Origin of the sequence: Bhargavaea beijingensis (assembly GCF_900101985.1) — a bacterium.
GTDB classification, from domain to species: domain Bacteria; phylum Bacillota; class Bacilli; order Bacillales_A; family Planococcaceae; genus Bhargavaea; species Bhargavaea beijingensis.
In genome coordinates this window covers 123,466-142,635 of the sequence record NZ_FNAR01000007.1, presented here as the reverse complement: position 1 = coordinate 142,635, position 19,170 = coordinate 123,466, and the positions used below count along the sequence as shown (strand labels likewise).

Here is a 19,170-nt window from a genome sequence, read left to right as displayed (position 1 = left end):
TGGGATGCCGGACGGTTGCTGCTGCCCTGGCCGCCCTGGCGGTTGCCGCCCTGGTTGTTTGGCCGGCTGCCGCCCTGGCCGAATTTACGGTCAAGTTTAGCCGTTGTATCGCTATCAAGTACCGACATGTGGTTCTTGACATCCACTTTCATTTTGTCCAGTTCGTCGATGACCTCACGGCTCGACTTGTTTACCTTTTTCGCATATTCATGAACTCTCATTTTCGTCATTCAGTCAGTCCTCCTCTGGTTCCTCAAGCAGGCCGGACAGCTTTTTCGCAAAGCCGCTGTCCAAGATCGCCAGTGTGACGCGCGCCTCCTTTCCGATTGCATGGCCCAGTTCGTACCTTGTCCCGAACACATACACTGGAATTCCGTAATGGGCACCCTTATCTGTAACTTTGCCCCGGGTGTTGTCCGAAGCATCGGCAGACAAAATGACAAGCTTCGCTTTCCCCGAACGGATCGCGTCGATGGCGAGGTCTTCGCCTGTCGCGATTTTGCGAGCGCGCGCCGCCAGCCCCAATAGGCTGTAAATCTTCTGTTCATTCATAGCAGTTTTTCTCTCAAGATGAGGCGCAGAACCTCATCATAGATTTCTTCAGGAACTTTGACACCCAGCTGGCTGTCCAGCGATTTCCGCTTTTTCGCCATTTCCACAGCTTCTTCCGATTTGGAGATGTAGGTTCCGCGTCCTGACTTCTTGCCGGTCGGGTCGACGAAAACTTCGCCTTCTTTTGTCCGGACAACACGGATCATCTCTTTTTTCGGGAACATATCGCCGGTTGCCGAGCATCTCCGGAGAGGGATTTTCTTGCCGTTCCCCATTGCTCCCATCCTTTCAAGAGTCAGTCTTCTTTCGATTCAGTTCCGTCTTCGGCCTGAACAACTTCATACAGGTCGATGTCTTTCGTCTCCAGATCATCGGAGTCGCTTTGTCCGTCATACAGGTCATCGCCGCCTTCGGCCCATTGTCCTTCCGGCTCATCGGTCACCGTGCGCGGGTAGATGCCAAGTTCCGTTGCATCCGCTTCGCTCTTGATATCGATTTTCCAACCAGTCAGTTTTGCAGCAAGGCGGGCGTTTTGCCCGCGCTTGCCGATGGCGAGAGAAAGCTGATAATCCGGGACAACGACCGTTGTCGATTTCTCCTCTTCATTGACGAGAACATCCAGCACTTTGGCAGGGCTCAATGCGTTCGCAACAAAGATTTCCGGATTCTCGGACCATTCCACGATATCGATTTTTTCTCCGGACAGCTCATCCACAATTGTCTGTACGCGGTTACCGCGCGCACCGACACAGGAGCCGACCGGATCGACATCTTCATCATGGGCATAGACGGAGATTTTGGAGCGATCGCCGGCCTCGCGTGCAATCGATTTGATCTCGACAATGCCATCATAGATTTCCGGCACTTCCATCTCGAACAGTCGGCGGAGCAAACCGGGATGCGTCCGCGAAACAAACACTTGCGGGCCGCGCGCAGCACGTTCCACTTTCGTGATATACACTTTGATGCGGTCATGCGGTCGGTAAGTCTCGGAAGGGATCTGCTCATTCTGCGGGAGAACCGCTTCCACTTTACCAAGGCTCACGTAGATATTCCGCGGATCAAGACGTTCGACGACGCCGTTGACGATGTCATCCTGGCGGTCCACGTACTCATCGTAAATCATACCCCGCTCCGCTTCGCGCACGCGTTGTGTAACGACCTGCTTTGCAGTCTGTGCCGCAATCCGGCCGAAGTTGCGCGGGGTCACTTCCTCTTCGAGCACGTCGCCGATTTCATACAGCGGGTTGACTTTGCGTGCTTCCTCAAGAGAAATATGCAGGCGGTCATCCTCGACCTCCTCGACGACATCCTTGCGCGAAAACACCTTCATCGTACCCGCATCCATATTCAGGTCGACCCTGACGTTTTGCGCCTGGTTGAAATTGCGGCGGTATGCAGTGACGAGGGCGGTTTCAATCGCCTCGACAAGTACATCCCTAGAAATGCCCTTTTGTTTTTCAAGGGCGTTGAGCGCTTCCAGAAGATCGCTGCTCATCTGTATTTCACTCCTATCCGGACATTATGCCGAAAAATCGATGGCCAAACGTGCAAATGCAATTTTGTCCTTCGGAATCAGCACGATCACTTTGCGTGTTTTCACTTTCATTTCAATTTCCGCTCCCTCTCCGCCATAGGCGAGGAGGTAGCCTTCAAACTCTTTTCTCCCGTCAATCTGCTCATACGTCCTGATGTGGACGTACTGGCCGACTGCGCGTTCCATGTCCTGCTCTTTTTTGAGCGGACGCTCGGCTCCCGGAGAAGAAACTTCCAGGAAGTAGTTTTGCGGAATCGGGTCCGCTTCATCAAGCTTGATGCTCAGCTGTTCACTGACTGCTGCACACTGCTCGATGTCGATGCCGCCTCCAGGCGTATCGATAAACACCCTGAGGAACCAGTCGCGTCCCTCTTTAACAAATTCGATGTCGACAAGTTCCAGATCCTGCTCCTCGAGGATCGGCGCGACCAACGTTTCGACTTCTTGTGTGACTTTGCTCATAAGGACCTCCTTATTTACAGGAAATTTATCCCGACAAACAGAAAAGAGCGGGGAACCCCACTCTTCTGTGCGCGACTATCCGAACTTGTTGAATCCATTTTATCATAGCCGCACGGGTGTTGCAACAAATCAGAAAAGCGAGAGCTGGTTGGCTTCTGGCATGCCTTCAAGGCATCCGAGCTCATCCAGGTAGTCGATAATGGCCCTTGAGACACGGCCGCGCTGCTGGAGATCTTCCTTGGACAGAAACTCTCCGTTTTCCCTTGCCTCCACAATCGCGCGTGCCACGTTATTCCCAAGACCCGGCACCGCATTAAATGGCGGAATAAGCGAATCCCCTTCGATGATGAACTCAGTCGCCTTAGATTTATAGAGATCCACTTTTCCAAACTTATACCCGCGCTCACACATTTCCAGCGCGAGTTCCAGCACGGTCAGAAGACTTTTCTCTTTGGGCGATGCATCAAGGCCTTTCGCCTCGATTTCCTCAATGCGGGCCTTGATCGTCGCGGAGCCCTTGTTCATCGCTATCAGATCAAAGTCTGATGCACGGACGGTGAAGTATGCCGCATAGTAGAGCAGCGGCTTATGGACCTTGAACCATGCAATCCTTACCGCCATGAGAACGTAAGCAGCGGCGTGTGCTTTAGGGAACATGTACTTGATCTTTTTGCATGAATCAATGTACCAGTCCGGCACCCCGTTTTTCTTCATTTCTGCCTCGAACTCGGGAGTGAGTCCCCGGCCTTTACGGACCGACTCCATGATCTTGAACGCAAGCGAAGGCTCAAGCCCTTTGTGCATCAGATAGACCATGATATCGTCCCGGCAACCGATCACTTCGGACAGCACGCAAATTTTGTTGTGGATCAGTTCCTGCGCATTGCCGAGCCAGACGTCAGTTCCGTGGGACAGCCCGGAAATCTGGACAAGTTCCGAGAATGTGGACGGCCGCGTGTCCTCCAGCATCTGGCGGACGAAGCGAGTGCCGAATTCGGGAATACCCAGCGTACCGGTTTTGCACCCGATCTGCTCCTCGGTGACGCCGAGTGATTCAGGCGAGCTGAAGATTTTCATCACCTCGGGATCGTCGACCGGAATCTTTTTCGGATCCAGGCCGGACAGGTCCTGAAGCATCCGGATGACCGTCGGATCATCGTGGCCGAGGATGTCCAGCTTCAGCAAGTTGTCGTGGATTGAATGGAAGTCAAAATGTGTCGTCTTCCACGACGCATCCTGATCGTCGGCTGGGAATTGAACAGGGCTGAAATCATAGATATCCATCGTATCCGGGACAACGATAATCCCTCCCGGGTGTTGTCCGGTGTTCCGCTTGACACCGCTGCACCCCTGGACAAGCCGGTCTATCTCTGCGTTCCTGATCGTGAGGTCGTGATCGTTCATATATCCGCGCACATAACCATATGCCGTCTTCTCGGCAACGGTTCCGATGGTTCCCGCGCGGTATACATAGTCTTCACCAAACAGCTCTTTTGTATAATTGTGAGCCCTCGGCTGATATTCGCCGCTGAAGTTCAAGTCGATATCGGGAACCTTGTCTCCCTTGAAGCCGAGGAACGTTTCGAACGGGATATCATGGCCGTCTTTTGTCATCTCGGCACCGCAGTTTTCGCAATTTTTTCTCGGCAGGTCAAATCCGGAGCCAATGGAACCGTCTGTGATAAATTCCGACTTTTTGCATGACGGGCACACATAATGGGGCGGAAGCGGGTTGACTTCGGTGATTTCCATCATCGTGGCGACAAGCGATGAACCGACCGATCCCCTGGACCCGACAAGGTAGCCATCGTCCAACGACTTTTTGACCAACTTATGCGAGATCAGATAGATGACCCCGAAACCGTGTCCGATAATCGATTTCAGCTCTTTCTCGATCCGCTCGGTGACAATATCCGGCAGTTCCTCGCCATAAATGGAGTGGGCCATCGTATAGGTCAGGCTCCGGACTTCATCGTCTGCCCCTTCGATGACCGGTGTATACAGTTCGTCCCTGATCACTTGAACTTCGCCGATCTGGTCAGCGATCTTCTGAGGGTTGTCGATCACGATCTGCTCCGCCTTTTCTTCTCCGAGGAATTCAAATTCTTTCAGCATTTCATCTGTTGTGCGGAAATGGACATCCGGAAGGCTATGACGGTTCAGCGGATTGGCTCCGCCTTGCGAACCGACAAGGATTTTCCGGTAAGCCGCCTGGTGCTCGTCGATATAATGAACATTCCCCGTTGCAACTACGGGTATTCCGGTCTTCTTTCCGAGCTTCATCATTTTCCGGATGATGTCTTCAAGATTCCATTCATCCCTCACCAGCTCCAGTTCAATCAGATGCTGATAGACCGGTTTCGGATGCACCTCCAGATAATCATAGAACTTTGCGATCTGCTCAACTTCATCAAGCGGCTTCTGCATGAGTCCTTCAAACACTTCCCCTTTGTCACAGCCCGATCCGATCAGCAGCCCCTCCCGGTGACGCTGGAGAACCGATCTCGGGATGCGGGGAACCCGGTAAAAGGTCTCTGTGTGCGAGAGGGAAACAAGCTTGAACAGGTTTTTCAGGCCGACCGAATCCTTGACGAGTATCGTACAGTGGGACGGACGGGCGCGCTTGTATGATTCTCCCCCACCAATATGCAGGTTGAATTCATCGTGGCGCTTGATGCCGTAATCCTGCTCCGCTTCTTTCAGAAGATGGATCAGCAGATGGCCGGTCGCTTCACAGTCATAAATCGCCCGGTGATGCTGGGTGAGATCGATGCCGAACTTTTTGCAAAGCGTATTCAGCCTATGGTTTTTCAGCTCAGGATGCAGGAGCCTCGCCAGTTCCAAAGTATCGATGACAGGATGTTCGCGCTCTTCCACGCCTGCAAGCTTGTAGGCCTCGTAAAGGAACCCCATGTCGAATGTGGCATTGTGGGCGACCAGGATTCCGTCCCCTGCAAAGTCGCGGAACCGCCGGACCACTTCCTCGATGGCCGGAGCGCCGCTCACCATATCATCGGTGATCCCGGTAAGCTCGATTGTTGTCGCGGACAATGGATGGCCCGGGTCGGAAAAGCTTTCGAAGGTGTCGATGATTTCTCCGCCCTTCACCTTGACCGCAGCAAGTTCAATGATCTTGTCGTAGACCGCGGATAGGCCGGTTGTCTCTACGTCAAATACGATGAACTCAGCATCTTCAAGATCCCGGCTGACTTCTTCATAGGCAATCGGTATTCCATCATCGACGAGGTTTGCCTCAAGCCCGAAAATCACTTTAACGCCGTGCTTTTTTCCGGCCGAGTAGGCATCCGGGAATGCTTGCACATTGGAATGGTCCGTAATCGCAATTGCCGGATGGCCCCATTTGGCTGCCTGGGCGACAAGCTCTCCAGCGGGCATGACTGCATCCATCTGGCTCATGTTTGAATGTGCATGAAGCTCGATGCGCTTCCGCCCTTCCGGTGCTTTATCTTTTCTTACACGGGGGGCGATTTCCATGATGTCATTCGCCATCATGACAAGGTCTCGTATGAAGGTGTCATTCTGGATCGATCCCCTTGCGCGGATCCAGGCCCCCTTTTTGAGGGCGGTCATCATTTCCGCGTCTTCCTTGTCACGGGAAAACATTTTCACCAGGATCGAATCCGTATAGTCGGTCACTTTAACCGTCAGAAGAGAGCGGCCGCTTCGGAGCTCGCGGACTTCCACATCGAAGACAAAGCCTTCAATCGTAATTTTCCGTTCTTCGTCCTGGATCAGGCGAATGCCCGTGATCGGCTCATCCGGCTTGATTGGCAGGCCGATTGAAAATGGCCCGTCCGGCCCGGTTGATTCTTTTTTCTCCTTTTCACGCTTTTTCATGTCTTCCAGCGCACGATTGGCAAGAGCTTCCTCTTCCAGCCTGCGCTGTTCGAAAAAGGCGCGGCGCGCCTCTTCTTCGCCGTTGTCTTCTTCTCCGAGAGCAAAGTCAACAGACAGCCCGGTAAATCCGAACGAGCCATAGGACTCCGAAAGCAGATTGCCGTATTTGCCCTTCATTGTCTGCAATTCGAGCTCATTGCCGCATTTCAGCACGAGCGTCTGGCCATTCCATGCAGGAAGCTGAGAAGAGAGCCGATCACGAACGGGCGGGGACATGTCCGCAATCTCTCCGACGGCAAGCTCGTAGTAGTCACGGATGCTTTGTTCATCAAATGCCGAGTCTTCAGCGCGGATATCAAGCAAAACACGCGCGATTGGCGAGAATGTGGCATCAATCCGCTTTCTGAACTCCCTGAAGACCGCAGCTGGAAGAATTGCCGGCACAGTCACCCGGAACCGCCAGACTCGGGATTTTGTATGTACGTCCAGCCGCTCAAGGGTTGCACCTTCAAAGTGGCGGACAACTGCATCCTCTGTCATGCCGATGTGCTGCAGCAGAATCTTAAAGCGCATTTTCGGGTCTTGTTCCACAGGATATTCCCCCTTTCCGCCAGAACCGAAAAAAGAAGGGAAAAGCCCGAGGGCTTTCCCGTTCTTCCGGTTCCGTCTTGTTGATCATCCAAAGAACGAACGGAGTTTGTCCGTAAGTTCTTCTTTTTTCCATTCCGCGGTTTCTCCGGTTGCCCGGAACTTTACTTCCACGATGCCTTCAGCGGCCTTTTTGCCGACCGTCAGCCGGATCGGAAGTCCGATCAGATCTGCATCCGCGAATTTGACGCCCGGACGTTCTGCGCGGTCATCGAACAGCACCTTGTAGCGGTACGAGGACAGAAGGCCGTACATTTCTTCAGCTAGTTCACGCTGGGTATCATCCTTCATATTGATCGGAATCAGATGGATATCCGCCGGTGCAAGGTCTTTCGGCCACTTCAGGCCATCCTCATCGTTGAATTGCTCCGCCATGGCGGACAGAATGCGCGATACCCCGATACCGTAGCAGCCCATGACGTACGGCTGCTGGCGTCCATTGTTGTCCAGGAACATCCCTTCCATCGGCTCGGAATAGGTCGTCCCCAGCTTGAAGATATGGCCGACTTCAATCCCTCTTGCAAATTGGATGGAACCCTGACCGTCCGGAGACGGGTCACCTTCCATGATGAACCGGAGGTCTTGATAAGAATCCACCGAGAAATCACGCTCCGGATTCACATTCCGGTAATGGCGGCCGTCTTCATTGGCGCCGGCAACCGCGTTGCGCATATAGCGTACGGCATGGTCCGCGATGACCTTCAGGCCCGTCGGCAGCTTGACCGGGCCAAGCGAACCGATTTCCGTTCCGGTCGCTTCCTTGACTTGTTCCGGCGTGGCCATTTCGACGATCGTGGCATCAAGGGCGTGCTTCACCTTGATGTCGTTGATCTCATGGTCTCCACGGACCAGGACGACAACCGGTTCATCATCGACAATGAACACCAGGGTCTTGATGCAATCTTCCGGACGAACAGCCAGGAAAGCGGCGACATCATCGATTGTCCTAACGTCGGGCGTGTCGACTTTCTCAATCTCAAGTTCTTCGCCTTCCGGTTCCGGATAAGTGACATTCACTTCGGCCATCTCGATGTTCGCTGCAAAGCCGGAAGAATCACTGTAGGCGATTGTATCTTCACCGACATCGGAAAGCACCATGAATTCATGTGTATCTTTTCCGCCGATTGCACCGGAATCAGCGATGACCGCGCGGAAGTTCAGGCCAAGTCTTGTGAAAATGTTCGTATAAGCCTGTTTCATGTCCTCATAGGTTTCATCCAGGCTTTCCTTCGAGTCATGGAAGGAATAGGCATCCTTCATGATGAACTCTCTGCCGCGGAGCAGGCCGAAGCGGGGACGCTTTTCGTCACGGAACTTCGTCTGGATCTGGTAAAGGGTCAGCGGCAGTTTCTTGTAGGATTTGACCTCGTCTCGAAGGAGCGAAGTGATCACTTCTTCGTGGGTCGGTCCGAGCGCGAACTCCCGGCCATGACGATCTTGGAGTCTCATCAGTTCAGGCCCATAAGTGTACCAGCGGCCCGTTTCCTGCCAGAGCTCCGCCTGCTGGAGTGATGGCATCAGCACTTCCGAACCGCCGATTGCATCCATCTCCTCACGGACGATCGTTTCGATCTTTGTGAGCATCTTCTTGGCCAGTGGCAGGTAGGAGTAGACTCCGCTCGTATTCTGCCTGATATATCCTGCGCGCAACAGGAGCTGGTGGGACTTGAGGTCCGCATCAGCAGGCGTTTCGCGCAAAGTAGGTATGAACGTTTTGCTTTGTCTCATCGTTATAGCACCCCGGATTTTCAATAGTATGGATCAGAAGAAAAATCTCTGGATATCGTTCCAGGTGACGATGATCATGAGGACCATGAGCAGCATGATGCCGACAAAATGGACCATGCCCTCTTTCTGCTTGTCGATCGGACGGCCCCTAAGAGCTTCAAAACCGAAGAACATCAGCCTGCCTCCATCCAGTGCAGGCAGCGGCAGCAGGTTCATGATGCCAAGGTTGATCGACAGGACGGCAGCCCAGTTCATGAGGTTGAAGATTCCTGCCTGTGCAACCGCACCCGTCGCCTGGTAAATGCCGACAGGGCCTGAAAGCGCCTCGATTGTGAACTGGCCGGTAACGAGCATTCCAAGAAGCTGGAAGATCCGCTTAAACCAGAACCAAGTCTGTTCAGCCCCGTAGGCCACAGTGCCGAGCACATCTTTCTCGTACTGCGGTTCATACAGGACCCCGATCTGCCCGATTGTCTGGCCTTCAACATCGATGGACGCAGGTGTGACATGATATTCTTCCACCGTGCCGCTCCGCTCAACTCCGATTGTCAGCTGTTTACCCGGGCTGTCTTGGATAATGGCAGAGAAGGCATTCCAGGTTCCCACTTCACGTCCGTTGACGGATACGATCCGGTCCCCTTTCTCGATGCCGGCAGAAATGGCCGGGCCATCATCGGTCACATCCGCAATGATCGGATCGTCTTTCGGGACCCCCTGAATCAGACCGAGCACAACAAAGATGAAAAACGCAAGGATGAAGTTGAAAAGCGGACCGGCGATGATTGTTGCCGAACGGGCTCCAAGCGACTTCGACTCGAATTGCCGGTCGTGCGGCGCAATCAGGGTTTCGGTCCCTTTTTCGGAAATGATCGCCGTCCGGGATACCGGATAGCGGACCCTTTGTTCTTCTTCATCGTATCCTTCTATATAGAGTTCTTTTTCGAGATCGGCATGTTCAACTTCCATGTAGAGCATATCCGGTGTCCGGTCGTTCTGGTTCAGGACGATGCGTTCGGCACGGCCTTCCCTGTCCAGAAGAAGCCCGATCCGGTGGCCCGGCTGGAGCTCGACCTTGTCGAAATCCTCGCCAGCCATACGGACATAGCCCCCGAGCGGCAGCAACCGGATCGTGTAAAGGGTCTCCCCTTTGTTGATCCCGAGAAGTTTCGGACCAAAACCGATGGCAAACTCCCTCACCATGATGCCGGACCGCTTGGCAAGAAGGAAGTGACCCAGCTCATGGAAGAAGACGAGCGAACCGAAAACGGCAATAAATGCAAGGATTGTCTGCATGTGCACCCACCTTCATCCGGCTTTTCGCCGGAATTCATATCGTCCTATTTTACCACATCGAGCACGGTTTTTCTCGTCTCTGCATCTACCGCTAGAACCGTTTCAAGGTCAGGTTCCTGAATGAGGTCGTGCCGTCCCAGCGCCTGTTCCACAAGCGGCTCAATTTCGGTGAAGGTGATGCGCCCTTCCATGAAGAGGGCGACCGCCACTTCGTTTGCCGCATTCATGACAGTCGTCGCCGTTCCTCCGGCCTTGCCGGATTCATAGGCGATACGGAGCGCCGGGAAGCGGTCTGTATCCACTTCCTCAAAATGAAGCAGGCCTATCTTGGCCAGGTCCAGCCTTTCGGTCCCCCTTCTGGGGAGCCTGTCCGGATAAGTAAGTGCGTACTGGATCGGCACCCGCATATCAGGCGATCCGAGTTGCGCCATCACACTTGTATCCTCGAACTCGACCATGGAATGGATGATGCTCTCCCTATGGAGAAGGACATCAATCCGGTCGTATGGCATACCGAAAAGATGGTGTGCTTCGATCACTTCCAGCCCTTTGTTCATCATCGTCGCGGAATCGATTGTCAGCTTGCTTCCCATCGTCCAGTTTGGGTGGGCGAGCGCTTCCTCGACAGTCACGCCTTCCAGCTCATCCCTTGTCTTGTCCCGGAAGCTGCCGCCGGAGGCTGTCAGGATCAGTCGGTCCACCCGTTCCGGGTCCTCGCCATTTAACGCCTGGAACAAAGCTGAATGTTCACTGTCGACAGGAAGCAGACGGACGCCATGCTTGTCCGCTTCTGCCGTCACGATTGAACCGGCCGCCACCAGCGTCTCTTTGTTCGCGATGGCGATGTCCCGTCCGCTGCGGATCGCCTCAAGTGTCGGCTCGAGTCCGACACTGCCGATTACTGCACCGACCATGATGTCGGCGTCCGTTCCCGCAGCCGCTTCAAGCAAGCCTTCCCTCCCGGAGCCGAATCGGATGCCGGGATATTCCGCCCTCAGCGTCTCTGCATCCGCCTCTGCCGAAACCGAGACGAACTGAGGTTTGATCTGGTTCAGGATTTCCCGGAGCTTAGGAAGATTTCTGCCGGCTGCAAGCGCCGTGATTTCAAAGCGCCCCGGATCCGATAAGACGATGTCGACCGTCTGAGTTCCGATAGAGCCGGTGGCGCCCAATAAACTGATTTTCTTAACCATGATATGCTACTTCCTTTCCGTTCATCCGACAAAATGAAGGAGGTTCAGTACAGGCAGCACAAATAGCAGACTGTCGAACCGATCGAGGATACCGCCGTGGCCTGGCAGGATGTTCCCCGAATCCTTCACCCCGTAATGCCGCTTGAGTGCCGATTCCACGAGATCGCCAATCTGTCCTGTCACCGAAGCGATGATCGTCACTGCGATGAGAATCAGATACGACCCGGTCACCGGCATGAACAGCTGGAATAAGCAAGCCGCGATTACTGCAACTGCAATGCCGCCGACAAAGCCCTCGACGGTTTTGTTCGGCGAGATTTCGGGCCAGAGCTTCCGTTTGCCGAAACTGCGGCCTGTGAAATAAGCTCCCGTGTCTGTCAGCCAGACGACGATGAGCGCATAAATGATATATTCGATCCCTGCGTCCCGCGTGACAATCAGGTAGTAAAAGCCGATTCCCAGATAAAGCATGGCAAGCACGGTAAATGCTGCATGCTCGAATGTGAACCGGTTTTTCACAACGACGGTATATACCAGAAGAAGAAGGACGGTCATATAGGCCACTTCAATTTTGGTATAACCGGTATACTCCGTGATTGCAGCCGCCCATTCAGGTTTCAGCAAAAAGCTGAACAGGGCAAGCACAGCAAGCAGTCCCGGAATGGAGAAAATGGGAATCTTCTTCATCCTGAGCAATTCATACATCCCGATTGCCGCCAGCAGGAAAACCGCCAACGTGAACGGCAGCCCCCCGATGATGACGAGCGGGATAAAGAGGAGGGCGGCCACCACCCCCGTGATAATTCGGGTCTTCACTCCGTGTCCTCCTTGTCAACTCCGCCGTAGCGGCGGTTCCTCGCCTGGTAGACCGCAATCGCCTCCTGAAGACGGCTCTCATCAAAGTCCGGCCAGAGCGTCTCAGTAAACCAGAACTCTGTATAAGCAAGCTGCCAGAGCATGAAGTTACTGAGCCGGACTTCTCCGCTAGTACGGATCAGGAGGTCCGGCTCCGGCAGTTCGGCAGTCATCAAAGCGCCGGTGATCAACGACTCATTGATGTCCTCTGCGCTCATACGGTTTTCAGCCACCGCCCTTGCAATCGAGCGGACAGCTTCAGTAATCTCAGCACGGCTTCCGTAATTCATCGCGAAATTCAGGATCAGGCCGTCATTTTCTGCGGTCGCTTCCATCGCCTTCGTGATGGCCCGCCGGGTGTGCATCGGCAGATGGGCATGATCGCCCATCATCCGGACGCAGACATTGCGCTCCACGAGCTCAGGCAGATAAGTTCCGAGAAACTCTTCCGGAAGCCTCATCAGAAATTCCACTTCGGGTTTCGGCCGTTTCCAATTCTCCGTGGAGAAGGCATAAAGGGTGAGCACTTTTATGCCGAGACGGTCCGCTTCCCTGGTGATTTTTCGGACTGTCTTCATCCCTTCGTGGTGTCCCGCAATTCTTGGAAGCGACCTCTTTTTTGCCCACCGGCCGTTTCCGTCCATGATGATGGCGACGTGCCGCGGAATCATGGTTTTGTCCAGTTCGGGACGCTCCCCATTTTCGACCTTTGATTCGCCGCCCTTTTTGCGGATCAATTTATCCAACATAATCAGATTTCCTCCACTCAACAGCAATTCGGAATCGATGCTTTTACTATCATAGCAGTTTTTCAACAAGTAAAAAAGGCGTCCTTTTAGTTTAGGACGCCCTTGCAGGGTTTTGGTTCTTTCGTTAGACTTCCATGATTTCTTCTTCTTTTTCCTTGGCGATTTCATCAATCTGGCGGATATGATCGTCCGTCATCTTTTGGATGTCCTCGCTGTAGCCGCGCTGATCATCTTCCGTGATCTCGCCGCCCTTTTCCAGCTTTTTGAGGGAGTCGTTGGCATCCCGTCGGATATTGCGGATGGAGACTTTGCCCTCTTCCGCGTCTTTCTTGACGAGTTTGACAAGTTCTTTCCGGCGCTCTTCAGTCAATGCCGGCACTGCCAGGCGAATGACGTTGCCGTCATTTGCCGGCGTCAGGCCGAGGTCCGACTTCAGGATCGCCTTTTCAATATCGCCGATGATTGATTTATCATAAGGCTGGATGACGAGAAGGCGCGCTTCCGGAACGGAAATTCCGGCCAATTGGTTCACCGGTGTCGGCGCTCCGTAATAGTCGACAGAAATCCTGTCGAGAAGGGACGCGTTTGCACGGCCCGCGCGGATCGAAGCCATTTCGCGCCGGAGCGACTGGATGGACTTGGCCATGCGGTCTTTTGTTTCTTCAATCAGTTTGTTCACCATTATGCATTCCTCCTGACAATCGTTCCGATTTCCTCACCGAGGACGGCTTTTTTGATGTTCCCCTGTTCCATGATCGAGAATACAATGAGCGGAATGTCGTTGTCCATGCAAAGCGAGGAAGCCGTCGAATCCATCACTTGGAGACCATCCTTGATCACATCAAGGTAAGTGAGCGTCTCGTACTTCACCGCATCGGCATTGGTCTTCGGATCGTCGTTATAGACGCCATCCACATTGTTTTTAGCCATGAGGATGACATCGGCCTCGATTTCGGCCGCGCGGAGAGCGGCGGTCGTGTCGGTCGAAAAGTATGGGTTGCCCGTCCCGGCAGCGAAAATGACGACACGTTTTTTCTCCAGGTGGCGGATCGCACGTCTTCTTATGTACGGTTCAGCAACCTGCCGCATTTCGATTGAAGTGGCCACACGCGTCTCGATTCCGAGCTTTTCCAGAGCGTCCTGCATGGCCAAAGAGTTCATGACTGTGGCGAGCATCCCCATGTAGTCGGCTGTAGCCCGGTCCATACCCATTTCGCTTCCGACTTTGCCTCGCCAGATGTTCCCCCCGCCGACGACAACGGCGACTTCAACGCCAAGGTCGACAACATCTTTCACCTGTTCGGCGACAGATTTGATGATTGCCGGCGAGAGCCCGAAGCCCTGCTCTCCAGCCAGTGCCTCCCCGCTTAACTTCAGGACGACTCTTTTATATTTCGGTACGCTCATGAGGTCTCCTCCATCATCTCTGTTTTTTATCGAAAAAGAGGGAACACCTGATTCGTGTTCCCCTCCCAATTATGGTATTGGATCAGTTGCCTTTGACCTGGTTCATGACTTCGTCGGCAAAGTTGTCTTCGCGCTTCTCGATGCCTTCGCCTACTGCATAGCGGACGAACGACTTGAGTGTGCCGCCGGTCGACTTCACAAAGTCACGGACTTTCTGGTCGGAATCCTTGACGAATGCCTGGTCGAGAACGACAACGTCTTCGAAGAACTTGCCAAGGCGGCCTTCAACCATCTTCGCAACGATGTTTTCCGGCTTGCCTTCGTTAAGTGCCTGCTCTGTGAGGACTTTGCGCTCGCGCTCGACTTCTTCTTCAGGAACTTCGTCGCGGGAAACGTATTTCGGATTGATCGCCGCAATGTGCATCGCGACATCTTTTGCAGCTTCTTCGTTCGAAGAGCCTTCGATCAGAAGGAGAACGCCGATGCGGCCGCCCATGTGGAGGTAAGCGCCGAATGTATCGTTATCCGTCTTTTCGAAGATCTCGAAACGGCGGAGCGTGATTTTCTCACCGATCTTAGCCACAGCGTTGGAGATGTGGTCCTGTACAGTCAGGCCGTTTTCCATTTCGGAAGCAAGTGCTTCTTCAAGGGATGCCGGTTCTGATTTAAGAAGATGAGTGCCGATTTCCGAAACCAGCTGCTGGAAAGCATCGTTTTTGGCAACGAAGTCTGTTTCAGCGTTGATTTCAAAGATGACCGCCTTGTTACCGTCAGTTTCAACGGATACCGTACCTTCAGCCGCGATACGGTCTGCTTTCTTCGCTGCACTCGCGAGGCCTTTCTCGCGAAGGAAGTCCACTGCCGCGTCCATGTCGCCGTCAGTCTGGGTGAGGGCCTTTTTGCAGTCCATCATGCCTGCGCCTGTTTTTCCACGAAGTTCTTTAACCATTTGTGCTGTTACTGCTGCCATTTGTCATTCCTCCCGGTCGATTCAATTTGTTTAGAAAAGGCGATAAGGACTGGAGAGCCGCTTATCGCCTGAACATACGGTCTTACTCTGCTGCGACTTCTTCGCCCTGAGCTTCGACTTCCGTTTCTTCTTCGCCTTGTTTTGATTCGACGAGAGCATCTGCCATCTTGCTAGTCAGAAGGCGTACCGCGCGGATTGCGTCATCGTTTGCAGGGATGACGTAGTCGATTTCGTCCGGATCGCAGTTTGTGTCGACGATGCCGACGATTGGGATGTTCAGCTTGCGTGCTTCCGCAACGGCAATGCGCTCTTTGCGAGGGTCGACCACATACATGACGTCCGGAAGGCCGTTCATGTCACGGATACCGCCAAGGAACTTGACGAGGCGTTCGTGTTCTTTCTTGAGCTGGATAACTTCTTTCTTAGGAAGGACATCGAAAGTTCCTTCCTCTTCCATGCGTTCGATTGCTTTCATGCGGTCAACGCGCTTCTGGATCGTACCGAAGTTCGTCAGAAGGCCGCCGAGCCAGCGTTGGTTGATGTAGTATTGGCCTGCGCGTTCCGCTTCTTCGCGAATTGCGTCCTGAGCCTGTTTTTTCGTTCCAACGAAGAGCACTTTGCCGCCTTCCGCACCAGTCTGGCGCATGAAGTCATATGCTTCCTCGAGTTTCTTGACCGTCTTTTGAAGGTCGATGATATAGATGCCGTTACGCTCAACGAAGATGTATTTCTTCATTTTCGGGTTCCAGCGGCGTGTTTGGTGACCGAAGTGGACACCTGCTTCAAGAAGCTGTTTCATTGTGATTACTGCCATTTTTGTTACCTCCGATTGGTTTTTTGGTCCTCCGCATCCATCACCCGGCGGGCAGCCTCTGCGGCACCGGCCCATCCGTCAGGATACGTGTGTAATCGCACCATTGGTCACTATACCACGCACTTACCTGTTTTGCAACACAAAACACTCTTCAGGGTTGGCACACGGGAAGTGGCTCAGAAAAATGGATCTTGCTTCATATAAACACTGAGAGTATTGATGAAGAAAAGTGCATAAATGAATGAAAAAGAGCCGGGAGCTATGCTCCTGGCTCTTTGTGTCCGCCTTGCAGGTTACAGGCGAGATTATTTGGATTTGAGTTCGTTGAGCTGTACGAGGAACTTATCATTCAGGACTTTGATGTATGTGCCTTTCATGCCGAGCGAACGGGATTCGATGACGCCCGCGCTCTCCAGCTTGCGGAGTGCATTGACGATGACCGAACGGGTGATGCCGACACGGTCTGCAATCTTGGATGCCACGAGGAGGCCTTCTGTGCCATCCAGTTCATCAAAGATATGCTCGATTGCCTCGAGTTCACTGTAGGAAAGGGAATTGATCGCCATCTGGACGACCGCTTTGGAGCGGGCCTCCGTTTCGATCTCTTCTGCTTTTTCCCGGAGGATTTCCATGCCGACCACTGTCGCGCCATACTCGGCTAGGACAAGATCCTCATCGGTGAACTGGTCTTTCACGCGTCCGAGAATCAATGTGCCGAGGCGTTCCCCGCCACCGATGATCGGAACGATGGTCGTGAGTCCCTCTTCAAAGAGATCCTTGTTTTCGACCGGGAATACGGTGTGCGGGTCATTGATATCGAGGTTCGGAGAAGTTTCGGTCACGTTAAAGAGGTTCTTTGTATATTCTTCAGGGAATCGGCGCTCCTCCAGCATGTTCTGGATCCGCTCGTTCTGGATTTCCTGGTGGACGGCCGTGCCGAGCAGTTTGCCCTTCCGGCTGACAATGAAGACGTTGGCTCCGATCACCTTGGATAGTGTTTCGGACATTTCCTTGAAATTAACCGGTTTGCCGGCGGACGCCTGGAGCATGGAGTTGATCTCCCGCGTATTTTGCAATAGTGACATAACACAATTCCTCCTACTGGGTATATGGATTCAAGAATATTCTAAAGGTTTGTAATCGTTTTGGGAAACAAAATGGTGCTCTTACAGGATAAATTGTGACAAATCTTTGTTCGTTGCGATTTTCTCCAGCTTTTCGTTGACATATTCCGGTGTGATCCGAATGGAAGCAGGCGAAATGTCGGATGCTTCGAAGCTGAGGTCCTCAAGCAGCTTTTCCAGAACGGTATGCAGCCTGCGTGCTCCGATATTTTCCGTTTCCGCATTGACTTCCGCGGCGATCTCAGCGATGCGCCCGATCGCTTCGCCGGTAAAGTCAATCTCGATTCCCTCGGTCGACAGCAGCAGCCGGTACTGGTGAATCAGGGAATTGTCAGGCTCTTTAAGGATCCGGATAAAGTCTTCCTTCGTCAGCTTATCCAGCTCCACGCGGATCGGGAAGCGGCCCTGCAGCTCTGGTATGATGTCTGACGGCTTGGAAACGTGAAACGCTCCCGCAGCGATGAAGAGCATGAATTCCGTCCGGACAGGACCATACTTGGTGGTCACGGTCGTCCCTTCCACAATCGGCAGAATGTCTCGCTGGACGCCTTCCCGTGAGATATCCGCAGAGGAAGCGTTTCCCTGCTTTGAGGCGATTTTGTCGATCTCATCGATGAAGATGATTCCTTGCTGCTCCGCCCGATCGATCGCCTCTTGAGAGATTTCATCACGGTCGACAAGTTTTTCAGCTTCTTCCATAGCAAGTGCCCTCCGGGCATCCTTCACACGCATCTCCCGCTTCTTCTTCTTTTTCGGAAGAAGGTTGGAAAGCGCGTCCTGCATATTCATTCCCATTTGTTCCATTCCCGAACCCTGCATGCTGTCAAACAATGACGGTGTGTTCTCCGTCACCTCGACCATGACTTTCCTGTCCTCCAGGCGGCCTGCCTTCAGCTCGGCCCGGATTTCGGAGCGTTTCAGGCGGATCGAGGAATCCTCTTCCTCTTCGTCCGAGCGGTCCTGCATCTGGCCGAGAAGCATCTCCCACGGATTCTGCCCGGTTTTCTCCTTTTTCATGGAAGGGACAAGCAGCTTCACAAGCCGTTCTTCTGCCAGTTCCTCGGCGCGGGCAGCCACTTCCTCCATTCGCTCGTTGCGGACGAGGCGGAAGGATGCTTCGACCAAGTCGCGCACCATCGACTCCACGTCACGTCCGACATAGCCGACTTCCGTGAACTTGGTCGCCTCTATCTTGAGGAATGGTGCGCCGGAGAGTTTGGCGATTCTGCGGGCGATCTCCGTCTTTCCGACACCGGTGGGGCCGATCATGAGAATGTTTTTCGGAATGATTTCGTTGCGCTCCTCCTCCGGGAGACGGCTGCGCCGGTAGCGGTTTCTCATTGCCACCGCAACAGCCCGCTTCGCTTCTTTCTGGCCGACAATGTAGCGGTCAAGCTGCTCGGTCAGCTGGCGCGGTGTCATCTGCTCCATTTTCATTCCCCGATCACCTCCAGGATGATTTGGTGGTTCGTGAACACGCAGATATCGGCGGCCGTCTCCAGGGCTGCCCTGGCAATCTGCTCGGCATCCATTTCTTCGCCTGCATGCATTTTAAGGGCACGCCCTGCAGCCAGCGCATAGTTGCCACCGGAGCCGATCGCGAGGATGCCGTCATCCGGTTCGATCACTTCTCCGGAACCGGATACAAGCAACATCGTGTCTTTGTCCATGACGATCAGCATCGCCTCCAGCTTCTGTAGCATCTTGTCCCCGCGCCATTCCTTTGCAAGTTCGACGGCTGCACGTGTGAGGTTCCCGTCATACTCGGCAAGCTTTCCTTCGAACAGTTCAAACAGCGTGAAAGCATCCGCGACAGAGCCTGCAAAACCCGCAACGACGTTGCCGCCGAACAATCGGCGGACTTTTTTTGCGGTATGCTTCATGACGACCTGGTTTCCGAGTGTCACCTGTCCGTCTCCTGCCATTGCGGCTTTCCCATTATGCCGGACCGCGAATATCGTGGTTGCATGAATGTCCACT

Annotated in this window: 18 protein-coding genes; all 18 read right to left on the bottom strand. The window is 53.6% G+C overall.

The features are described 5' to 3' along the window. Positions 1 to 230: translation initiation factor IF-2 N-terminal domain-containing protein (locus BLT01_RS07520; RefSeq protein WP_176765079.1), on the bottom strand; the 230-nt coding region annotated here is incomplete at its 3' end. Positions 231 to 234: 4 nt separating this feature from the next. Further along, a complete protein-coding gene (locus BLT01_RS07515) occupies positions 235 to 552 on the bottom strand; it encodes a YlxQ family RNA-binding protein (protein WP_092096542.1) in 318 nt (105 codons plus the stop codon). After that, on the bottom strand, positions 549 to 827 hold the full coding sequence (gene rnpM / locus BLT01_RS07510) for an RNase P modulator RnpM (protein WP_092096539.1): 279 nt from the start codon (positions 825 to 827) through the stop codon (positions 549 to 551). The genes BLT01_RS07515 and rnpM overlap by 4 nt, the downstream gene beginning before the upstream one ends. A gap of 20 nt (positions 828 to 847) precedes the next feature. Further along, entirely contained in the window at positions 848 to 2,050 is a 1,203-nt protein-coding gene (nusA, locus tag BLT01_RS07505) for a transcription termination factor NusA (RefSeq protein ID WP_092096537.1), read from the bottom strand. 24 nt (positions 2,051 to 2,074) lie between these two features. After that, positions 2,075 to 2,551, bottom strand: a complete 477-nt coding sequence (gene rimP / locus BLT01_RS07500) for a ribosome maturation factor RimP (RefSeq protein ID WP_092096533.1) — start codon at positions 2,549 to 2,551, stop codon at positions 2,075 to 2,077. A 129-nt stretch (positions 2,552 to 2,680) separates the two neighbouring features. After that, complete coding sequence (locus BLT01_RS07495) at positions 2,681 to 6,982, bottom strand: PolC-type DNA polymerase III (protein WP_092096572.1); 4,302 nt, start codon at positions 6,980 to 6,982, stop codon at positions 2,681 to 2,683. Positions 6,983 to 7,084: 102 nt separating this feature from the next. Then, a complete protein-coding gene (locus BLT01_RS07490) occupies positions 7,085 to 8,785 on the bottom strand; it encodes a proline--tRNA ligase (protein ID WP_092096529.1) in 1,701 nt (566 codons plus the stop codon). A gap of 33 nt (positions 8,786 to 8,818) precedes the next feature. After that, the gene (rseP, locus tag BLT01_RS07485) at positions 8,819 to 10,078 is read right to left on the bottom strand and encodes an RIP metalloprotease RseP (protein ID WP_092096526.1); all 1,260 of its coding nucleotides are present in this window, start codon (positions 10,076 to 10,078) and stop codon (positions 8,819 to 8,821) included. 44 nt (positions 10,079 to 10,122) lie between these two features. Continuing rightward, positions 10,123 to 11,271 (bottom strand): 1-deoxy-D-xylulose-5-phosphate reductoisomerase, encoded by a 1,149-nt coding sequence (locus BLT01_RS07480; protein WP_092096523.1) that lies wholly within the window; start codon positions 11,269 to 11,271, stop codon positions 10,123 to 10,125. 21 nt (positions 11,272 to 11,292) lie between these two features. Beyond that, on the bottom strand, positions 11,293 to 12,087 hold the full coding sequence (locus BLT01_RS07475) for a phosphatidate cytidylyltransferase (RefSeq protein WP_092096520.1): 795 nt from the start codon (positions 12,085 to 12,087) through the stop codon (positions 11,293 to 11,295). Next, positions 12,084 to 12,875, bottom strand: coding sequence for an isoprenyl transferase (locus tag BLT01_RS07470; protein ID WP_092096517.1), 792 nt, complete (start codon positions 12,873 to 12,875; stop codon positions 12,084 to 12,086). Before BLT01_RS07470 ends, BLT01_RS07475 begins: the two co-directional genes overlap by 4 nt. Positions 12,876 to 12,999: 124 nt before the next feature. Beyond that, positions 13,000 to 13,557 carry a ribosome recycling factor gene (gene frr / locus BLT01_RS07465; RefSeq protein WP_092096514.1) on the bottom strand — a complete coding sequence of 186 codons (558 nt, stop codon included), beginning with the start codon at positions 13,555 to 13,557 and terminating at the stop codon, positions 13,000 to 13,002. Continuing rightward, positions 13,557 to 14,282, bottom strand: coding sequence for a UMP kinase (pyrH, locus tag BLT01_RS07460; protein ID WP_092096511.1), 726 nt, complete (start codon positions 14,280 to 14,282; stop codon positions 13,557 to 13,559). Before pyrH ends, frr begins: the two co-directional genes overlap by 1 nt. An 82-nt stretch (positions 14,283 to 14,364) precedes the next feature. Continuing rightward, a complete protein-coding gene (gene tsf, locus BLT01_RS07455) occupies positions 14,365 to 15,252 on the bottom strand; it encodes a translation elongation factor Ts (protein ID WP_092096508.1) in 888 nt (295 codons plus the stop codon). Positions 15,253 to 15,334: 82 nt separating this feature from the next. After that, positions 15,335 to 16,066, bottom strand: coding sequence for a 30S ribosomal protein S2 (rpsB, locus tag BLT01_RS07450; RefSeq protein WP_092096506.1), 732 nt, complete (start codon positions 16,064 to 16,066; stop codon positions 15,335 to 15,337). Positions 16,067 to 16,371: 305 nt separating this feature from the next. After that, the gene (codY, locus tag BLT01_RS07445) at positions 16,372 to 17,151 is read right to left on the bottom strand and encodes a GTP-sensing pleiotropic transcriptional regulator CodY (RefSeq protein WP_092096505.1); all 780 of its coding nucleotides are present in this window, start codon (positions 17,149 to 17,151) and stop codon (positions 16,372 to 16,374) included. An 81-nt stretch (positions 17,152 to 17,232) separates the two neighbouring features. Beyond that, positions 17,233 to 18,627, bottom strand: a complete 1,395-nt coding sequence (gene hslU, locus BLT01_RS07440) for an ATP-dependent protease ATPase subunit HslU (protein WP_092096503.1) — start codon at positions 18,625 to 18,627, stop codon at positions 17,233 to 17,235. Further along, a complete protein-coding gene (hslV, locus tag BLT01_RS07435) occupies positions 18,624 to 19,169 on the bottom strand; it encodes an ATP-dependent protease subunit HslV (protein WP_092096500.1) in 546 nt (181 codons plus the stop codon). Before hslV ends, hslU begins: the two co-directional genes overlap by 4 nt. Between the last annotated feature and the right edge of the window lies 1 nt (position 19,170).